Origin of the sequence: Rhizobium sp. GR12, from assembly GCF_036596185.1 — a bacterium.
Taxonomy (GTDB): Bacteria; Pseudomonadota; Alphaproteobacteria; order Rhizobiales; family Rhizobiaceae; genus Agrobacterium; species Agrobacterium nepotum.
Map to the genome: position 1 here is coordinate 272,705 of NZ_JASXTH010000006.1, position 17,772 is coordinate 290,476.

16 protein-coding genes and 1 riboswitch are annotated in these 17,772 nt (G+C 61.8%); of the genes, 3 read left to right on the top strand and 13 right to left on the bottom strand.

Annotation, left to right across the window (positions count from 1 at the left end; genetic code table 11):
* Window positions 1-205 precede the first annotated feature (205 nt).
* Window positions 206-1,318 (top strand): 3-isopropylmalate dehydrogenase, encoded by a 1,113-nt coding sequence (leuB, locus tag QSK43_RS12855; RefSeq protein WP_332303746.1) that lies wholly within the window; start codon window positions 206-208, stop codon window positions 1,316-1,318.
* On the opposite strand, the gene QSK43_RS12860 is transcribed toward leuB, so the two are convergent.
* The 3 genes from QSK43_RS12860 to cobA form a co-directional block, all read right to left on the bottom strand.
* Entirely contained in the window at window positions 1,299-2,549 is a 1,251-nt protein-coding gene (locus tag QSK43_RS12860; protein ID WP_332303747.1) for a cytochrome-c peroxidase, read from the bottom strand. The genes leuB and QSK43_RS12860 overlap by 20 nt on opposite strands.
* Before the next feature lie 123 nt (window positions 2,550-2,672).
* Window positions 2,673-3,989 carry a cobyrinate a,c-diamide synthase gene (locus QSK43_RS12865; RefSeq protein ID WP_332303748.1) on the bottom strand — a complete coding sequence of 439 codons (1,317 nt, stop codon included), beginning with the start codon at window positions 3,987-3,989 and terminating at the stop codon, window positions 2,673-2,675.
* The gene (gene cobA, locus QSK43_RS12870) at window positions 3,986-4,774 is read right to left on the bottom strand and encodes a uroporphyrinogen-III C-methyltransferase (RefSeq protein ID WP_332303749.1); all 789 of its coding nucleotides are present in this window, start codon (window positions 4,772-4,774) and stop codon (window positions 3,986-3,988) included. Before cobA ends, QSK43_RS12865 begins: the two co-directional genes overlap by 4 nt.
* A gap of 58 nt (window positions 4,775-4,832) precedes the next feature.
* Between cobA and QSK43_RS12875 the strand changes: the two genes are divergently transcribed.
* Window positions 4,833-5,963, top strand: coding sequence for a cobalt-precorrin-5B (C(1))-methyltransferase (locus tag QSK43_RS12875; RefSeq protein WP_332303750.1), 1,131 nt, complete (start codon window positions 4,833-4,835; stop codon window positions 5,961-5,963).
* Here QSK43_RS12875 and cobM read toward each other — a convergent pair.
* From cobM to cbiE, 3 genes are read right to left on the bottom strand one after another with little or no spacing between them, the layout of a single operon-like run.
* Window positions 5,918-6,691, bottom strand: a complete 774-nt coding sequence (cobM, locus tag QSK43_RS12880; RefSeq protein WP_332303751.1) for a precorrin-4 C(11)-methyltransferase — start codon at window positions 6,689-6,691, stop codon at window positions 5,918-5,920. The two genes, QSK43_RS12875 and cobM, sit on opposite strands and share 46 nt — an antisense overlap.
* On the bottom strand, window positions 6,688-7,107 hold the full coding sequence (locus QSK43_RS12885) for a cobalamin biosynthesis protein (protein ID WP_332303821.1): 420 nt from the start codon (window positions 7,105-7,107) through the stop codon (window positions 6,688-6,690). Before QSK43_RS12885 ends, cobM begins: the two co-directional genes overlap by 4 nt.
* The gene (gene cbiE, locus QSK43_RS12890) at window positions 7,101-8,360 is read right to left on the bottom strand and encodes a precorrin-6y C5,15-methyltransferase (decarboxylating) subunit CbiE (RefSeq protein WP_332303752.1); all 1,260 of its coding nucleotides are present in this window, start codon (window positions 8,358-8,360) and stop codon (window positions 7,101-7,103) included. The genes QSK43_RS12885 and cbiE overlap by 7 nt, the downstream gene beginning before the upstream one ends.
* On the opposite strand from cbiE, the gene QSK43_RS12895 reads away from it, so the two are divergent.
* Window positions 8,359-9,141, top strand: coding sequence for a cobalt-precorrin-6A reductase (locus QSK43_RS12895; protein WP_332303753.1), 783 nt, complete (start codon window positions 8,359-8,361; stop codon window positions 9,139-9,141). The genes cbiE and QSK43_RS12895 overlap by 2 nt on opposite strands.
* Here the strand turns inward: QSK43_RS12895 and QSK43_RS12900 are convergent.
* The 7 genes from QSK43_RS12900 to QSK43_RS12930 are packed head-to-tail and all read right to left on the bottom strand — an operon-like array spanning window position 9,108 to window position 17,428.
* Window positions 9,108-9,869, bottom strand: coding sequence for a precorrin-3B C(17)-methyltransferase (locus tag QSK43_RS12900; RefSeq protein WP_332303754.1), 762 nt, complete (start codon window positions 9,867-9,869; stop codon window positions 9,108-9,110). The two genes, QSK43_RS12895 and QSK43_RS12900, sit on opposite strands and share 34 nt — an antisense overlap.
* The gene (locus tag QSK43_RS12905; RefSeq protein ID WP_332303755.1) at window positions 9,866-10,633 is read right to left on the bottom strand and encodes a precorrin-2 C(20)-methyltransferase; all 768 of its coding nucleotides are present in this window, start codon (window positions 10,631-10,633) and stop codon (window positions 9,866-9,868) included. The genes QSK43_RS12900 and QSK43_RS12905 overlap by 4 nt, the downstream gene beginning before the upstream one ends.
* Window positions 10,630-11,262, bottom strand: a complete 633-nt coding sequence (locus QSK43_RS12910; protein ID WP_332303756.1) for a precorrin-8X methylmutase — start codon at window positions 11,260-11,262, stop codon at window positions 10,630-10,632. The genes QSK43_RS12905 and QSK43_RS12910 overlap by 4 nt, the downstream gene beginning before the upstream one ends.
* Window positions 11,259-12,617, bottom strand: a complete 1,359-nt coding sequence (gene cobG / locus QSK43_RS12915; protein ID WP_332303757.1) for a precorrin-3B synthase — start codon at window positions 12,615-12,617, stop codon at window positions 11,259-11,261. Before cobG ends, QSK43_RS12910 begins: the two co-directional genes overlap by 4 nt.
* Window positions 12,614-15,964, bottom strand: a complete 3,351-nt coding sequence (cobN, locus tag QSK43_RS12920; protein ID WP_332303758.1) for a cobaltochelatase subunit CobN — start codon at window positions 15,962-15,964, stop codon at window positions 12,614-12,616. The genes cobG and cobN overlap by 4 nt, the downstream gene beginning before the upstream one ends.
* A 4-nt stretch (window positions 15,965-15,968) precedes the next feature.
* Window positions 15,969-17,006 (bottom strand): cobalamin biosynthesis protein CobW, encoded by a 1,038-nt coding sequence (cobW, locus tag QSK43_RS12925; RefSeq protein WP_045019322.1) that lies wholly within the window; start codon window positions 17,004-17,006, stop codon window positions 15,969-15,971.
* Window positions 17,003-17,428 carry a DUF1636 family protein gene (locus QSK43_RS12930; protein WP_045019320.1) on the bottom strand — a complete coding sequence of 142 codons (426 nt, stop codon included), beginning with the start codon at window positions 17,426-17,428 and terminating at the stop codon, window positions 17,003-17,005. The genes cobW and QSK43_RS12930 overlap by 4 nt, the downstream gene beginning before the upstream one ends.
* Window positions 17,429-17,546: 118 nt before the next feature.
* Window positions 17,547-17,757: riboswitch (cobalamin riboswitch) on the bottom strand.
* Between the last annotated feature and the right edge of the window lie 15 nt (window positions 17,758-17,772).

The window sequence follows — 17,772 nt, forward strand, 5'->3', positions numbered from 1 at the left end:
AAAAGCCGATCCCGTACAAAACCGTACCGGATCGGCTTTTGCTTTGCTTGAAATGCCCTTGAGGCGGAGATAAGAAGCCCCCGATCCCGTCCGGCTGACGATACGACTTGACCTGCGGCAGGACGGAAACGAGTTTGACGCCGCGCTCGCCGCAATCGAAAACCCTTCATGATGGTTTCCGGCGCGCCGCCCAAGGAGGGTTCTCATGACAGTCCGCACGCTTTTCCTTCTGCCCGGTGACGGTATCGGCCCGGAGGCCATGGCCGAAGTCCGCAAGCTGATCGACTATATGAACAGCGCAAAAAATGCCGGTTTCACTACTCAGGAAGGTTTGGTCGGCGGCTCGGCTTATGATGCCCATGGCGTGGCGATTTCCGACGCGGATATGGAAAAGGCGCTTGCCGCCGATGCGATCCTGTTCGGCGCGGTCGGCGGTCCGAAATGGGATGGCGTTCCCTACGAGCATCGCCCGGAAGCCGGCCTGCTTCGCCTGCGCAAGGATCTCGAACTTTTCGCCAACCTGCGCCCCGCCATCTGCTATCCGGCGCTCGCCGCCGCCTCCTCGCTGAAGCCGGAACTGGTCGAGGGTCTCGATATCCTCATCGTCCGCGAACTGACGGGCGGCGTCTATTTCGGCGAACCGAAGCAGATCATCGATCTCGGCAACGGCCAGAAGCGCGGCATCGACACGCAGATCTACGACACTTTCGAGATCGAGCGCATTGCCAGCGTCGCATTCGAACTGGCGCGCACCCGCGACAACCGCGTCTGCTCGATGGAAAAGCGCAACGTCATGAAATCAGGCGTTTTGTGGAACCAGGTCGTCACCGAAACCCACGCCGCCAAATACAAGGACGTTCAGTTGGAACATATGCTGGCGGATGCCGGCGGCATGCAGCTGGTGCGCAAGCCCAAGCAGTTCGACGTGATCGTGACCGACAACCTCTTCGGTGACATGCTTTCCGACGTCGCCGCCATGCTGACCGGCTCGCTCGGCATGCTGCCATCGGCCTCGCTCGGTGCACCGGATGCCAAGACCGGCAAGCGCAAGGCCATGTATGAGCCGGTGCACGGTTCGGCACCGGATATTGCCGGCAAGGGCATCGCCAATCCGATCGCCATGATCGCATCCTTCGCCATGTGCCTGCGTTATTCGTTCAACATGGTGGATGAGGCGACGAAGCTCGAAGCGGCAATCGCCAACGTGCTCGACAAGGGCATCCGCACCGCCGACATCATGTCCGAAGGCTCCCGTCAGGTCAGCACCTCCGAAATGGGTGACGCGGTTCTCTCCGAATTCAAGGCGCTTTCGGTGTAACGCTTACAGGAACAGGCTGGGCAGGCGGTATGGTCGTCTGCCCATCTTCCTTCGGCAAAAGATGCTCATACCTTTTGTCGGTCAACGTCTTCAAAAATGCGACGATAGCGTCCACGCGCTTGTCATCCAGCGCCGGCGCGGATGTCAGCTCTGTCATCGCGATGTTATCAGGCACTTCCGGCGCATCCCATGTCTTGCCGGTTTCCGGATTGATCTGGCGGCTGGGCTTTTTGCTTTTGTATTTCACGTAAAACAGCACCACCGTGCGCAGATCCCTGAACACGCCGTTATGCATGTAGGGACCGGTGACGGCGACGTTGCGCAGCGTCGGCACCTTGAACTTGCCGCGCTGCGCCGGATCGCCAGCCACAGCCGGATTTTGCGCCAGCCCGAGATCGACCGCATCCGGCTTCGAACCGTTAGCCGCCCTGACCGCCGTGTTGGCAGGAACGCCGATGTTGAAATATTTGTGGTTGGTGAAGAGGCCATCTTCCAGACCCTTGGCCCCACGGATTTCATGGCAGGTATTGCAATTGGTGAACTGCGTCGAGGAAATCAGAACCCGGCCGAGCTCTTCCTGATCGGTCAGCTTTTCCTCTCCGCGCAGGAAACGGTCATATTTGGAATCGAAGGTGGAGAATTCATCCGAGCGTTCAAAGCTCGCCAGCGCTTTCGTCATCGCCGCATAGGCGATTTCATCGCTCTGAAAAACATCTTTGCCGAATTGCGTGCCGAAGGCCGCGACATAATCCGGATTTTCCTTCAGCCGTTTGACGATCGACGCCTTGTCCGGCATGCCCATTTCAATAGGGTTAAGCGGCGGCCCGCCAGCCTGATCTTCCAGCAGCGAGGCGCGGCCGTCCCAGAATTGCCCGCCGACATATTCCCCCGCCGCGTTCTTGCCGAAAGGAGGCGTGAACCGGGCATAGGCTGCGGTTGGCGCATTGCGGTCGCCCAGGGAAATGCCGTCATCGCCGAGCGATACGTCCCGCCCGACCTTGTCGCTCTCGCGCGCATCGGAAAAACCCGCCGCCTGCATGTGGCAGGTGGAACAGGCCATCGTGCGGTTCATCGAAAGATTGGCATCGTCGAACAGGGCCGCGCCGAGCTTTGCCATGGTCGCATAGTTTTCACCGCCGTGAGCCTGCATTTGGCCGAGACCGGTGCCAAGCGGAACCGGTATTACAGCCACGGCGAGGGCGGCGGAAATGAAGAGGCGCAGTCTTTTCATTGAAGTAGCGTTTCGGAAACTCTGGACGATAGCGGTTATATAGCACTTACCTACTACACCAGACTACAAACTTTCGCCGTCCGCTCCACTTTGCCGCAGCCCTGCATCTGGTCGTCGGATTGCCTATCCGCCCCTGGCGATGGCATGGAAGAAGGTGCCTGACACGCGGCCTCGTCTACCACCCGAAGGGCCGAGCGGGCGACCCTGCCCGTCAGCGATCTGAGCGAATGGCTCATCGTCGCCCGGATCGATAACACGCGCATAATGAAACTCATGGCCGCGCAGAACCTCGCCCGTCCTGCCGAGCGGCCCATTCGCCACGATTGAGGCCTGCCGGTAACCGAGATTCATCTTGCGTGTCGCAAAACTGGTGGCATGCGAGAGAAGCCCGGTCATGGCATGGGTCACGCCATCGGCATCTTCCAGAGCTGCTCCCAACACCATGTACCCGCCGCACTCGCCATGCACCGGCCTTGTCGCGGCAAAACGGGTAATACCCGCTTTGAAGCGGGCCGCATCGGCGAGCTTTCCGGCATGAAGTTCGGGATAACCGCCGGGCAGCCAGCAAATATCGCAGGTCTCGTCGGGCGCCTCGTCGGCAAGTGGCGAGAACGGTACGATCTCTGCTCCGGCCGCGCGCCAATGGTTCTTGAGATGCGGATAGAGGAAGGTGAAAGCCGCGTCGTCCGCAAGCGCGATGCGCTGACCGGGCGGTGCAATCGCCGCCTGCGCCGAGCCGGAAGGCACGTCCACGGGCGCTGCGAGGGAAAGCAATGCATCGAGATCGATGGACTTTTCCATCGCATCCGCCAGCCGCTCTATATGCGCGTTGATTTCCGGATGTTCGCTGGCCTGCACCAAGCCCAGATGCCGTTCCGGCAGGACGAGCGACGGATCGCGCAGGACACAACCCGCAACGGGAAGGCCGATTTTTTCGATGGCCTCCGTACACAGCGTCCTGTGTCTTTCGCTGCCGGCCCGGTTCAGCACCACCGCCGCCACGGTGACGGCCGGATCATAATGGGCAAAACCATAGGCGACAGCCGCCGCCGTCTGCGATTGACCGGACACATCCAGCACCAGCAGCACGGGAATGCCAAACAGCCGCGCCAGATCCGCCGCCGAACCGGTGCGGTTTTCCGCCACGGGAATGCCGTCGAACAGACCCATGGCGCTTTCGATCAGAATAAGGTCAGCGCCATCGGTCTGTTGGGAAAACAGATGCCGCAGCAATTCCGGCTGCATGGCCCAGCTGTCCAGATTGAGGCCGGGCGTGCCGGTGGCAAAGGCATGGAAACCGGGATCGATATAATCCGGCCCCGTCTTGATGCCGCGCACCTTGATGCCGCGCCGCGCAAAAGCCCTGAGCAGGCCGATGGTCACGCTGGTCTTGCCGGAACCCGAGCGCGGTGCACCGATGATGATTGCCCGCGCCGTCATGAACTGTCACCCCCGAGGCGGTTTCGCATCGAAACGATTTCGCCGATGACGATCAGGGCCGGTGCCTCGAAATTTTCGCGTCTTGCATCGTCAGCTATGCTTTCCAGTGTGCCGATAAAAATGCGCTCCTGCGCCGTCGTTGCGGACATGATGACGGCGACCGGCGTTTTGCCCGAACGGCCACCCTGCATCAGAAGACCGGCAATGGAGCCTATATTCTTCAGCCCCATATAAACGACGATGGGTTCCTGTATTTTCGCCAGCGCCAGCCAGTCCAGATCCTCTTCGGTTCCGGCCGCATGGCCCGTGGCAAGCGTGACAGCGCGGCTTATACCGCGCATGGTGGCGGGAATACGCGCAGAAGCAAGGGCCGCGAGCGACGAGGTCATGCCCGGCAGGATACGGAACGGAATGCCGGCGCGGACAAGCGCCTCCGCCTCTTCGCCGCCACGACCGAAAATAAAGGGATCGCCACCCTTAAGCCGCAACACCTTTTTGCCCTGCCGGGCAAAATCGATCAGCGATGCGGTAATATCATCCTGTGTGGCCGAAGGTTTGCCGCCACGCTTGCCGGCAAAAACAACTTCCGCCTGGGGGCCGAGGGCAACGACGTCGTCACTCACCAGCGCATCCCGAACAATAATCTCAGCCTGCGAAAGCGCGAGCGCCACTTCAAGCGTCAGATAACGCACATCGCCCGGCCCCGCACCCGCAAGCCAGACGTGGCCGGCCTTAAAGACCGGACCTTTTGCGGCGATGTTGTTTAAGACCTCTGCTATCGACATTCTCTCGGCTGCTTTTTTAACGATGACGGAAAATGCCGTCCCGGCTATAGGAATTAATATGGAAACAGATGGAAAGACCCTTCGCCGCGGCTGGACCACGGGCACCTGCGCGGCAGCCGCTACGAAGGCGGCTTGCGCTGCCCTTTTGACCGGCGAATTTCCTTACCCTGTCGAAGTCGAACTTCCAAGCGGCGCGCGGCCGGCATTTTCCCTCGCCACCGAGGAAAAAGGCGAAAACTTCGCTCGCGCCGGCATCGTCAAGGATGCGGGCGACGATCCCGACGTTACACACGGCGCGCTGATCGAGAGCACGGTGCGACGAGGCCAGCCTGGAAGCGGCATCACCTTCAAGGCTGGAAAAGGCGTCGGCACCATCACCCGGCCAGGATTGCCCCTGCCACCGGGCGAACCCGCGATCAACCCCGTACCGCGCAAAATGATCGAAACCGCTATTCGTGAGGTGGCCGGAGAGAATGCCGACTTCGAGGTGGAGATTTCGGTTCGCGACGGTGAGAAACTCGCGGAAAAAACCCTCAATGGCAGGCTCGGCATCCTCGGCGGTATTTCCATTCTCGGCACCACCGGCATCGTCATCCCATTTTCCTGCTCCGCCTGGATCCACTCCATCTGGCGCGGCATCGATGTCGCACGCGCCACCGGCTGCGCCCATCTGCTCGGCGCGACCGGCAATACCTCCGAAAAAGCGGGGCAGGCGCTTTACGGCCTGCCGGAGACCGCGCTGATCGACATGGGTGATTTTATCGGCGGCATGCTGAAATATCTGCGCAGCCACCCTGTGGAGCGGGTAACGATTGCCGGCGGCGTCGCCAAGATGACCAAGCTCGCCCAGGGCATGCTCGACGTGCACTCCAAAAAAGGTCTTGCCGATCTCGATGCGCTGGCGGCGTTGGCAACCGAGGCGGGAGGGAATGAAGACCTCACCGTCGCCATCCGTCAGGCCAACATGGTCGCGCACGCCTTTGAGCTGGCCGAAGGCGCGGGAATAGATCTCGGTGCGATCGTTGCGGAAAAAGCCTGGGTAACGGCGGCGGCGGCGCTGAAGACGCCCGCCATCGCGCTCGATATTCTGGTGTTCGATCGTCAGGGTACGCTCAAGGGTCGCACCGCTTCCACACCGTCGCATCAACCCTTCGTATCTTCCTTCGGAGACCGGAACCGACGGACATAGTCGGTACTATAGAGCGCGCTCTCGCGAAAATCCGTCGAGGCAAGCCCGTGCCCGACGAAAATCAGGGCCGTCCGCTCCACCGGTTCGGCCGCCAGCTTTCCCTCAATGTCGAACAATGTGCCGCGAATGACCCGCTCATCCGGCCAGGAAGCGCGGACAACGATGGCAACCGGGCAATCGGAACCGTAAAGCGGCATCAACTCTTCGACCACCTTGCCGATGGCGTGGATGGCGAGGTGGATGGCCAGCGTTGCACCTGTCGCACCAAAGGCTTTCAGCGTCTCGCCTTCCGGCATCTTCGAGGCGCGGCCTGAAATACGGGTCAGCACGAGGCTTTGCGCCACTTCCGGCACCGTCAGTTCCCGCTGCAAAGTGGCAGCGGCAGCGGCGAAGGAGGGGACGCCGGGCGTGACGGTATAATCGAGACCCAGCCGTTCCAGCCGGCGGATCTGTTCGCCCATGGCGCTCCAGACGGACAGATCGCCGGAATGCAGCCGCGCCACATCCTTGCCCGCCTTGGCCGCCGCAACGAATTCCGCCTCGATCTCGTCCAGCGAAAGCGCTGCCGTGTCAACGATGCGCGCGCCCAGTGGGCAATAATCGATCAGCGCCTTCGGAACCAGCGACCCGGCATAAAGGCAGACCGGGCATGCGGCGATAAGATCGCGTCCGCGCACCGTGATGAGATCGGCAGCACCCGGACCGGCGCCGATGAAATGAACCGTCATTGTTTTTCTCCATGTTCAATGGCGCGGTCGCGATCATGTAGCGCGTCGCCCGTCGTTGCGATCGCCACCGTCACATCGCCAACCACAAGCCGTGGCGCGACCAGCCTTGCATTCTCTCCAGCGGCGGCAAGTGCTGCAGCTTCACTGACGCTTGGCGTCCCGGCGTGATCGAGACTTAGCTGTGAAAACGTCATTGTTTTCGAAGCAACCGCCTCAAGCCGTTCCTGCGATACAATTTCAAGCGGCAGCGACAGGCGTTTCGCCGCTTCCGCAAGACCGGCTTCCTCAGCTTTGAGCGGCGCAGTCGCCAGACATTCGACAGTCATGCCAAAAGCGTGCTCGGCAGCTCGCACAGCTGCAATAATAGCATCCGAACCCGTGCCTCTGCGGCAGCCGATGCCGGCCACGGTCAGCATGGCTTGATCCAGCTCCATTGTGTCACCGGCATGGCCGGACGCCAGCCGGACATGGAACCGATGGTCGTCACACGCGACACGTCGAGACGGATCATCGAACCGCCGAACCTGGCATGGGCAGCAAGCAACACCGCCTCCATTTCCAGCGTCACCGCATTGGCGACCAGCCGCCCACCCGGTTTCAACACCTCTATGGCAGCCTCAAGCACACCCGTTTTGCTGCCACCCCCCCCAATGAAAATCGCATCCGGTGAAGGCAGACCTTCGAAAGCCGCAGGTGCCGTGCCGATCATGACCTCAAGCCCGGGAACGCCGAAGGCTTCGGCATTACGCGCGATACGCTCTGCCCGTTCCGGATGCTGCTCTATGGCAATGGTACGAAGCGAGGGGTGCGACAGCATCCATTCGATGCCGATAGAACCCGAACCGGCACCGATATCCCACAGCAATTCGCCCCGGCGTGGGGCCAGCGACGACAGCGTCACGGCGCGGATTTCACGCTTGGTGATCTGCCCGTCATGCTCGAACAGGTTGTCATCCAGCCCCTGCGCAAAGGGCAGGACGCGTGCATCCTTAGCCGCCACGACGTGGATCGCCACCACATTCAGCGGATCAATGTCTTCAAAGGCAAAATCGGCCGCCCTGATTTGCCGCCGTCGCTCCCGCTCTCCTCCCAAGGCTTCGAGCAGAATAAATTCCGACTGGCCGAAACCCGAACCCGCCAGCAATTCCGCGATCAAAGCAGGCGCTCGGGCATCCGAAGTGAGCGCGATTATCCTCGCGCCGGGATGTAGATGCGGTCGCAAAAGATCGATGGATCGCCCGTGCAGCGACACGCATTCGACCGATTGCAATGCCCAGCCAAGCCGCGCGGCGGCAAGAGAAAAGGCGGAAGGCGAGGGATAGCAAACCGTCTCCTCCGCCTCGATCTGCCGCAGAAGCGTGACGCCGACGCCATAAAAAAAAGGATCGCCGGAGGCCAGCACACAGACCTGGCTGCCCCGCAACGCCATAACATCGCGCATCTCCGCATCGAACGGCACCGGCCAGGCGCGCGCTTCGCCGCGTATTGCCGCAGCTGCGAGCTCCAGATGGCGTTTGCCGCCGAAAACGATCTCGGCAGTCTCAATCACCGTAATGGCATTCTGGCCCAACCCCTCAAGCCCATCTTCGCCAATGCCGACGATGGAAAGCCACCGCTTTTCTTTCTTTTCGGTGGAAGCATTGCCCGTTCCGGAATATTCAGACGTCATGACACGCTCCATACTCATTCTCGGCGGCACGGCGGATGCCCGTATTCTGGCCGGCAAACTGGCGGATGAATCCGGCTACCGAATTTTGCTCTCCATGGCCGGTCGCACGCTCTCGCCAGTCGAGCAGCCTGTGCCTATGCGTAGCGGCGGCTTTGGCGGTGCGACGGGTTTGGCGAACTTCATTCGGGCCGAGGGTTTCGATATTCTCGTGGACGCCACCCATCCCTATGCGGCCAGAATTTCCGCCAACGCCATTGAGGCGGCACGGCTTGCTGAAGTTCCGCTCGTGGCGCTTTCGCGCCCCGCCTGGCAGCGCCAGCCGGGTGACACATGGCACAGTGCCGACACCGTAGAACAGGCCGTTACCGCGCTTGGCGATGAAAGCAGGCGCGTGTTTCTGGCGCTCGGCCGGCAGGAGCTTCTCCCCTTCGAAGCCGCCCCCCAGCACAGCTATCTCATCCGTAGCGTCGATCCGGTGGAGCCGCCGCTGAAGGTGCCGGATGCGCGTTACATCACAGCGCGTGGGCCGTTTGCGCTGGATGAAGAAATCCGCATGCTGGAAGAAAACCGTATCGGCACGGTGGTTTCCAAGAATTCCGGCGGCAGCGCCAGTTACGGCAAGATCGAAGCGGCGCGACGGCTGGGCCTGCCCGTCATCATGATCGAGCGGCCTCCGCAGTTGGACGAGGCGAGCGTGAATGACGCGCCCGTGCCGGATATTGCAGCTGCCCTCACCGCCATCCGCCATCAGCTCTCTCTTCTCGAAAAACGCGGCGAATAGACCAGCGGGTCTTTGTCTGAACGCTCGATCAGACGCGTTTCCACAGAACCGACGATGATGCAGGTGGCCATATCCGCCATGTCGCTCGATGCTTCCGACAGGGGCACGACACGGATACGCTCATCCGTCCGGCCGGCAGCCCGACCGAAGATCACCGGCACCGAGCCGGGCAAATGCGCCCGCAACAGATCGAAGGCGGTGCCAAGCTGGTGCGGCCGCGCCTTGCTGACGGGATTATAGAAGGCCATCACGAATCCGGCTTCCGCCGCCGCGATCAGCCGTTTTTCGATGGTGCCCCAGGGCTTGAGATTATCCGAAAGCGAAATGGCGCAGAAATCATGCCCGAGCGGCGCGCCGGCTCTTGCGGCGACCGCAAGCATGGCTGTTACGCCCGGCACGACCGAGAAGTCGATGTCACGCCATTCGGACGGGCCGTTTTCAATCGCCTCACAAACCGCCGCTGCCATCGCGAAAACACCGGGATCGCCGCCGGAAACCACACAGACCTTGCCGCCAACGGCTGCAAGCCGCAGCGCCTGTTCGGCGCGGGAGATTTCCTCGCGATTATCGGAAGCGTGGCGGCGCTGGTCGGGTCTGAGCGACAGGCGGTCGAGATAGGGGATGTAGCCGAAGAAATCCTCCGACGCCTCGACGGCGGCGAGCGCCTCCGGTGTTACCTGCCCCGCACTGCCGGGGCCGAGGCCGACAACGACCAGCCTTCCGGTCATGACGCATCTCCCGCGGAGGGTCTGGTTTTCCAGCCCGGCACCAGAATCAGCGAAAAATAGGGGGCTGGCGATGCGACACGCTCGATCAACGGCACCGCCTGACTGTTCGCCATTGTGCCGCGCTCCACATAAAGCGCCTGTTCAAGCTTGCCGGCCTTTTCCAATGCCCGGCGGATCTTCGGCAGGTTGCGCCCCACCTTCATGATGACGGCGCCATCCGTGCCGGACAGACGCTCTGTCAGAACATCTTCTGCCAGCGTGCCGGGAAGCACGCTCAAGATATCGTCGCCCTGCACCAGCGGCAGACCGGCCATGGACCAGCAGCCGGACATGGCCGTGATACCCGCGACGACCTCCGCCGCATAAGACGGCGCAAGCCGCAGATGAAGATGCATATAGGAGCCGTAAAACAGCGGATCGCCTTCCGAGAGCACGGCGACGTTGTGCCCTGCATCGAGGTGGACGGCGATGTCCTTCGCCGACTGATCGAAAAACGCGGCGATCGCGCCGCGATACTCCTCGCCGTTTTTATCGCTCTCGACAGTCACCGGATAAACCAGCGGCATTTCCAGCGTGCCCGGACGAATGAAAGCCTCGACGATGCCGCGACCGTTGCCGCTGCTGCCCTTCTTGCAGAAGAAGGCGAGGACATCGGCATTTTCGATGGCACGGACGGCTTTCAGTGTCAGAAGCTCGGGATCGCCGGGGCCGGTGCCGACACCCACGAGTTTGCCTTTCGGAATTTCGAAAAGAGCCGCGCTCACAGACCTGCCCTCGCAACCGCATTGACGGCGGCAGCCGTCATCGCCGAACCGCCCATGCGCCCCTTGACGATCGCATAGGGAATGCCGAGCGAGCTTACCTCCAGCGCATCCTTTGATTCCGCCGCGCCGACAAAACCAACCGGCATGCCGATGATGGCGGCCGGACGTGCGGCGCCTTTCTCCAGCATCTCCAGAAGATAGAACAGCGCGGTAGGTGCATTGCCGATGGCAACGAGAGCGCCGTCCAGCTTCTCCGCCCAGAGATCGAGCGCGGCAGCGGAGCGGGTATTGCCGATCTTTTTCGCAAGCTCCGGCGTGCGCGGATCGCGAAGGGTGCAGATCACATCGTTATCAGCCGGAAGCCGGGCGCGGGTAACACCATGCGCAACCATTTCCGCATCGCATAGAACGGGCTTGCCGGCGAGAAGCGCACCACGCGCAGCGGAAACGAAATCCGGCGAGAACCGGAAATGGCTGGCCGCCTCCACCTGCCCGCAGGCGTGGATCATGCGAACGGCAATATCCGCCTGTTCTTCGGTAAAGGCGGATAAATCCGCTTCTTCGCGGACAATGGCGAAGGAGCGCTCATAGATCGCATTGCCGTCGCGAATATAGTCATGGTCGGTCATAGGTCATCCTGTCGAAGCGCCGCAGCGATTGCCCCTTTACCCAGGCGGGCAAACAGGTTGGCAGCGTTTTCCCCGGGCTTATGTTCTTTTTCGTAAAGACGGGCAAGCCGCGAAAGTCCCGTCCTCTGCTGCTCGAAAGGTAAAATACCGTCATGCGGGCCGCAGGCGCGTCCCCAGATCGAAAAGGCCAGACCATCGGCGTTGCCGGAAAGGGCCAGAAGCGACGCAGCGGGGTGCGCACAGCCCTTTCCGCAGCCGGAAATATGCAGCGTGAAGGAGCCATCGAGCAACGAGGCAAGTTCCTTCGATGCGAAGGCGGCCAGTTCATGCGTGGGCAGAAAAGCCGAGGCGCAGCCCGGCGCGCCGGAACAGACGGCGATGGAAGAGCGCGTATCACCCACGGCCGTGACGAAACCGGGAGTTCTTGCAGTCTCCAGCAACGTCCCACATGCATCCGGCGATCCGAAAAAGAGCAGGCTATGATTGAGCGACGGACGCAATGCCTCGATACCGGGTGCTCGCTCCTGCTCGCAGAGGAGTGCCAAATCGCATGCCCGGACTTGCCCGAATGCGGGTGCAATACCGGCCGCGATAATACCCTTGCCCACCGCCATCAGCCCCAGAGGTGAAGAAGACGCCTGAGCCTCGCTTTCGATTGCACGGTCAACCAGGCGGTTACCGCAAATCGCTTTTATCGTCCGCAAATCCAGATCGCGGCCACGGGAAAGCGGCCCCTTGCCGGCCAGATAGACGAGCAGCGACAGGACAATACTCGCCGCCACATCCGTCTCAACCAATCCCGCATTCAGCGCTGTGCGCTCTGGCCCGCCGACAAGCAATCGCCAGAAGATCCGACCGTCCAGCAGCACCGCCTTCAGGCGAATATCCGCAACCAAATCTCCCATAGAGATGCGTCCACCACCGTCGATGATGACGGACATCTTGGCCGCGAGCTTTTCATGCAGCGCCAGTGCATCAGTCCCTCTGCGAATCTCTTCGGCAAGCAGACTGCCATCGGCGATTTCCTGATCGTCCCGTCCGGCCAGAGGTGAGGTCTCGACGGCCAGTCCGTCGCGAAGCGGCAAACCCAGTGCTAGAACATCATTTTCCAGGGTGCAGGCGCTTTCGGGCGTCAGGCCGCGAAATTGCAGACTGCCGCGTGCGGTGATGTCGATCAACCCGTTGCCGTGCCGCTCGGCAAGTTCGCAAAGCGCGATCATATCGCGGGGCGCAATATCCGCCTCGAATGCGATCCGCGACAGGTACCCGTCACCGGTCAGCATCGGGGTCGATAAGGCCGGACATGTGCCACGACGGCCAAACGACTGGACCGGATCGGAAGCCGCCGCCCTCATGCGCCGACCCTCTCGGAGCAGGGCAAGATCAGCATTTCAAGCTCGGCATCGACCGCGTTGCGGCGACTGTGCCACAGGCCGCGACGGCGGGCGGATAAAAAGCGCGTCGCCATCACCTCCGCCGCCTTCGGATTTTCCCGCAGAATGAAATCGCGCACTTCGTCATTGCCGAAATAGGCGTCGTAAAGCGCCTCGATCAACGAGGAGGAAACCGCATGGGTGGTTTCGGCAAAACCGATCAGCCGGTCCACCGTCTCGGCAAACTCCGCCGCCCCGCGCGGGCCATGCCGCATCTGGCCGGCGATGAAGCGTGGATTGACGGCGCGGGCACGCACCACCCGTGTCAGCGCCTGCGAAATGGACCGGGCACGCGGACGCCCCGGATCGGTCGTATCCAGCGCCACAATATCAGCGACGCCGCCAAGAGCGGCCTTCGCGGCGGAAAAACCGCCGATGAAGGCGACATCGGACGAACCGTCCAGAAGGTCGCGGCCCGGATCATCGCCGGTATGCACCAGAAGATCGGCGCGCCGCACCAGTTCCGTGAAACCGGCATTCGCGAAAATCTCCAGCCCATCCGCACCACCGAAGGCGTGGCTTGCAGCATCGAGATAGGCCTGCCCCAGTTCTTCACGCTCGTCCCATTTTCCGCTGGCGAGTTTCTCCTCTGTGCCCGCACCATAGGTGCCGGGTGCGGAGCCGAAGATACGGGCCGGAATAAACCCGAGCGCGCCCGCCTCTTCCGCCAGCGGATTGTCGCCCGGCGCTTCCTCCCGCCGCGCAACGGCCTTGGCGGCAGCGTCGAGAAGAGCGATCAGCGCCGGAAACATATCGCGGAACAGGCCGGAAATCCGAAATGTGACGTCAACACGCGGCCGCCCGATACTGGCCGGCGGCAGAACCTCGATGCCGGTAACGCGCCCGGTGGCCGGATCATGGATCGGTCTCGCCCCCATCAGATGCAGCGCCTGCGCCACATCCTCACCGCCATTGCGCAGGCTGGCGCTGCCCCAGAGATCGAAAACCAGATGTTTCGGCCAGTCACCATGGGATTGCAGATGGTGCCGAAGCACTTCTTCGCCCGCCATGCGGCCAAGCTCGAAGGCCGTCGGTGTCGGCATGGTGCGCGGATCGGCGGCATAAAGATTGCGGCCTGTCGGCAGCACGTCCAGACGTCCGCGCGCGGGCGCGCCGGAAGGGCCGGGGACAACATGCCCACCATCAAGCGCAGCAAGCAGAGCTGCTTTCTCCGCTGCGGCACTTTCAAGCCTCAGGGGATCGGTCTCGCCCTCGGGGATGCGGCCGAAAACATGCTGGCCATCCTTGATGGCAAAATCCTTGAGGTCGCAGAGAAAGGCATCGATGCGTGACAGCGCCGCATCCGCGTCGTCCTTCGCGCCCACGCCCGCATCGGCCGCAAGCCCGGTTTCCAGCGCCTTTTCAACAATCAGCTTCGCCAGCCGGTCGCGGCGGCGGCGATCCAGCCCATCCGCCTGCGCATATTCATCGACCAGCTGTTCCAGCGCCACTTGTTCCGGCGAAAGCCCGGCATCTATCAGCACTGGCGGAATATGGCCGATGGTAACGGCAGCAATCCGCCGTTTGGCGACCGCCGCTTCGCCCGGATTGGAAACGATAAACGGATAGACCACTGGCAGCGAACCGGTGACGATTTCGGGAAAACAATCGCGGGAAAGCGCCACCGTTTTGCCCGGCAACCACTCCAGCGTGCCGTGTGCGCCCACATGCACGACGGCATGCGCATCCGCGACCCGCTGCATCCACGCACCGAATGCGACGAGCGCATGGCGAGGCGGCAGGGCGGGGTCATGATAGTCCACCCGCCGATCCTCATTGCGCCCCCGATCCGGCGCGAGCGCTACAAACACCTGGCCGAAACGGGCAACGCGAAACCGGAATGCGCCGTCGATAAGCGCATCGTCCTCCTCGGCTGCCCCCCACGTCGCATCCACGGACGTGGCAGCTCCCTGAGGCAAGGCCGCAAGAAAATCCTGATAGGCTGAAAGTTCGACAGCCGCTTCCTGCCGCTCGACGCAATCCAGCAAAGCCCGCGCCGTTTCGGGAATATCCTCAACAGCGTATCCCGCCCCGGAAAGGTCGTGCAGCATTTCAAGCACGCTTTGCGGCACATCGAGACCGACGGCATAACCGGTGCGCCCCGGCGCCGCACCCGGATAATCCGGCATCAGAATGACGATGCGGCGATCCTTTGATGCTGAATGTTTCAGCCGGACAAAGGCGGCAATTCGATTTGCAACCTGCTCGATACGATCCGCTTCGGGCGCATTCACCAGGCTGGCACCGCCATCCGTTCGCGCCTGCTTGAATGAGATCGCACCGGCAAGAATCCGGCCATCCAGTTCCGGCAACACCACATGCATGGCAAGATCTGACGGGTTGAGGCCGCGCGCGTTCTCTGCCCAGCCATCCCGCCGCGTCGTCGCCATAACCACCTGAAACACCGGCACGCCGAGACGGTCAAACAGCGTCTTGCCACCGTCATCCATCTGGCTTGCGAAGGCAGTAGCAGCGATTATGACAGCAGGCTCAAGACTTGGCAGCACTGTTTCGAGGAAACGGATCGCCTCCCCATCCTTCAGGCCGCTGACAAAAATCGGCAAGGGCGCAAACCCGCGCTGCAAGAGAGCATTGAAGAGCGCATCCACCGGCGCCACATCGTCTGCCAGAAGCATGGAGCGGTAAAAGAGAATGGGCAGGACAGCCGCGCCGGCAGGAAAACCTGCGCAAGCTTGCGCCTGATCCACGACGCCTTCGCCCGGCCGGTAGAAACCGGCCTTCGGCAGCGATTCAGCCTCGATATCCGGCCATGCGTCACCACTTGAAAGTGCCGCAAGACCAACGGCAAGTCGGTCCATATTCTTCCGTCCGCCCTCGCGGAAGAAAGAGAGGGCCGAGGCCAAAATTTGCCGATCGACGGTCGAGGCCGCTTCGAGCTTTTCGTCCCTCTCACTGCACTCACCCGGCAAAAGCAGAAGCCTGATACCGCGCCTGCGCGCCAGAATCGAAAGCTGGTCGACGCCGTAACGCCAGCGCTCCGCTCCACCAAGAATCCGGATAAGGATGACGCGGGCATGTTCCGCCGTTTTTTCGATCCACAGATCGACCGACATGGGGTGCCGAAGCTCGGACAGATTAGCGGCGGACAGGGTGGGAAGCGCACCTCCCGCCTGCCGCCAAACCAGTTCCAGCCCTGCAATATCGCTCGCCGAAAAAGACAGCATCACCACATCCGATCGGGGCTGGTTGAGATCAACCGGCTCGATCAGATCGTCCAGAGACGAGGATGTGGTGGCGAGGATGTGCATCTTGTCAGGCGGCCAGCATCTGTTCGATCTTTTCGCGATTGAGGCCCTTTTCGCCGATAACGACGAGACGGCTGCGGCGCTCTTCGCCAACCGCCCACGGACGGTCGTAATAATGGTTGACCCGGCTGCCAACAGCCTGCACCTGCAAACGCATCGGTTTAGTGGAGACCTCAACGAAACCCTTGATGCGAAGCACGTTTTCCGCAGCCGCCGTCTCGGCAATGCGGGCCGCCAACGCTTCCGGATCGGCCACAGCCGGCAGATCGATAACGAAGCTGTCGAAATCGTCGTGTTCGTGGTCAAGCTCGCCATCATGGTGGGTGCGGCGGTTTTCGATATCCTCTTCCACCGCAAGGCCGAGGCCGATCAGTACGGCGGGGTCGATTGCGCCGTTCGAGGCGACGACGATCTTTGCCGCCCTTGGCAGATGCTCGAGAATATGAGCCTTCGCCTTTTCCAGACCGGCGCTGTCCAGAAGATCGGCCTTGGTCAGGACGATGAGGTCGGCGCAGGCGATCTGGTCTTCGAAAACCTCCTCGACCGGATCGTCGTGATCGAGCGCTTCATCGTTTGCGCGCTGGGCGGCGAGTGCTTCCATGTCATGCGCCACCTGACCCTCGGCAAGGGCAGCGCCATCCACAACGGCCACAACGGCGTCTACCGTCACGCGGCTCTTGATTGCGGGCCACTGGAAGGCCTGCACCAGCGGCTTCGGCAGCGCGAGGCCGGAGGTCTCGATGAGGATATGCTCCACCCTCGGCTGGCGGCTGAGGATCTGTTCGATCGCGGGCTGGAAATCATCGGCCACCGTGCAGCAGATGCAGCCATTGGCCAGTTCGACGATATTTTCCTCCGGGCAGCTTTCGATGCCGCAGCCCTTGAGGATGTCGCCATCGATGCCGATATCGCCGAATTCGTTGACGATGATGGCCAGCCGCTTACCATCAAGCTTTTCGAGAAGGCCGCGCAGCAGCGTGGTTTTTCCAGCCCCCAGAAAGCCGGTGACGATGGTGCAGGGAACGCGGTCCAGAACGGTGCTCATGATCTCTCCTCGGTAAAATCGAATGGGGGAATGCGCGCCACCATGCCGCGCTTCAATGTGTCGGGGCGGCCGCGCCAGGGCATCAGTCCATCGGGGGAAGCGGCCAGCATTCGCGCGCCGGTCAGCAGGTCTTCCGCATCGCCGGGCGTCAGCCCGCCAAAGATGTAGGACCAGCCGTCGGCACCGCGCAACACGGCGCTGAGGCCGCGTTTGCAATTGGCAAGGCAATTGACGGAGCGAACATCGATGCCGGATTGTTGCGCCTTCACAATGGCGGCTTCGGCAAGGATGGAGCCAGGGCGCGGGTCCGCATCGGGATCGGTGTCGTCGCGACAGCTTCGGCAGATAAAAACCACCACGCCGAGAGCCGTTTCGCCCTCCGCCTTGCCGTTCGGAAAAGAAGATGCCGCTGTAATATCCAAACCGTTTCGCTTTCCGCGCCTTTAAAAACTCATCGGGGTGCGGATGTCGAAAACGGCACGCTGAAAGGCGTAGCCATCAGTCAATTCGACCGACTGACCGGAGCACCCCGCCCGGCAGACGTTTTTTCCTGAAACGGCAGGTCTCCTGGCTTGCGGCTTTAAAACACCCTGCACCACCTTCCCGGATCTTTCTGTTGATCCAGTGGCTCACAGTGCGGGCATACCGCTTACAGTTGCGGGGGCAGCCACGGAATGACCCGGTATCGGGCGGAACCGTGTTCCCTCTTAGCTTTTCCCGTTGCCGGGAAAAGACCGTCAGTCCTTCTACCCTTAGGCTGAACGGG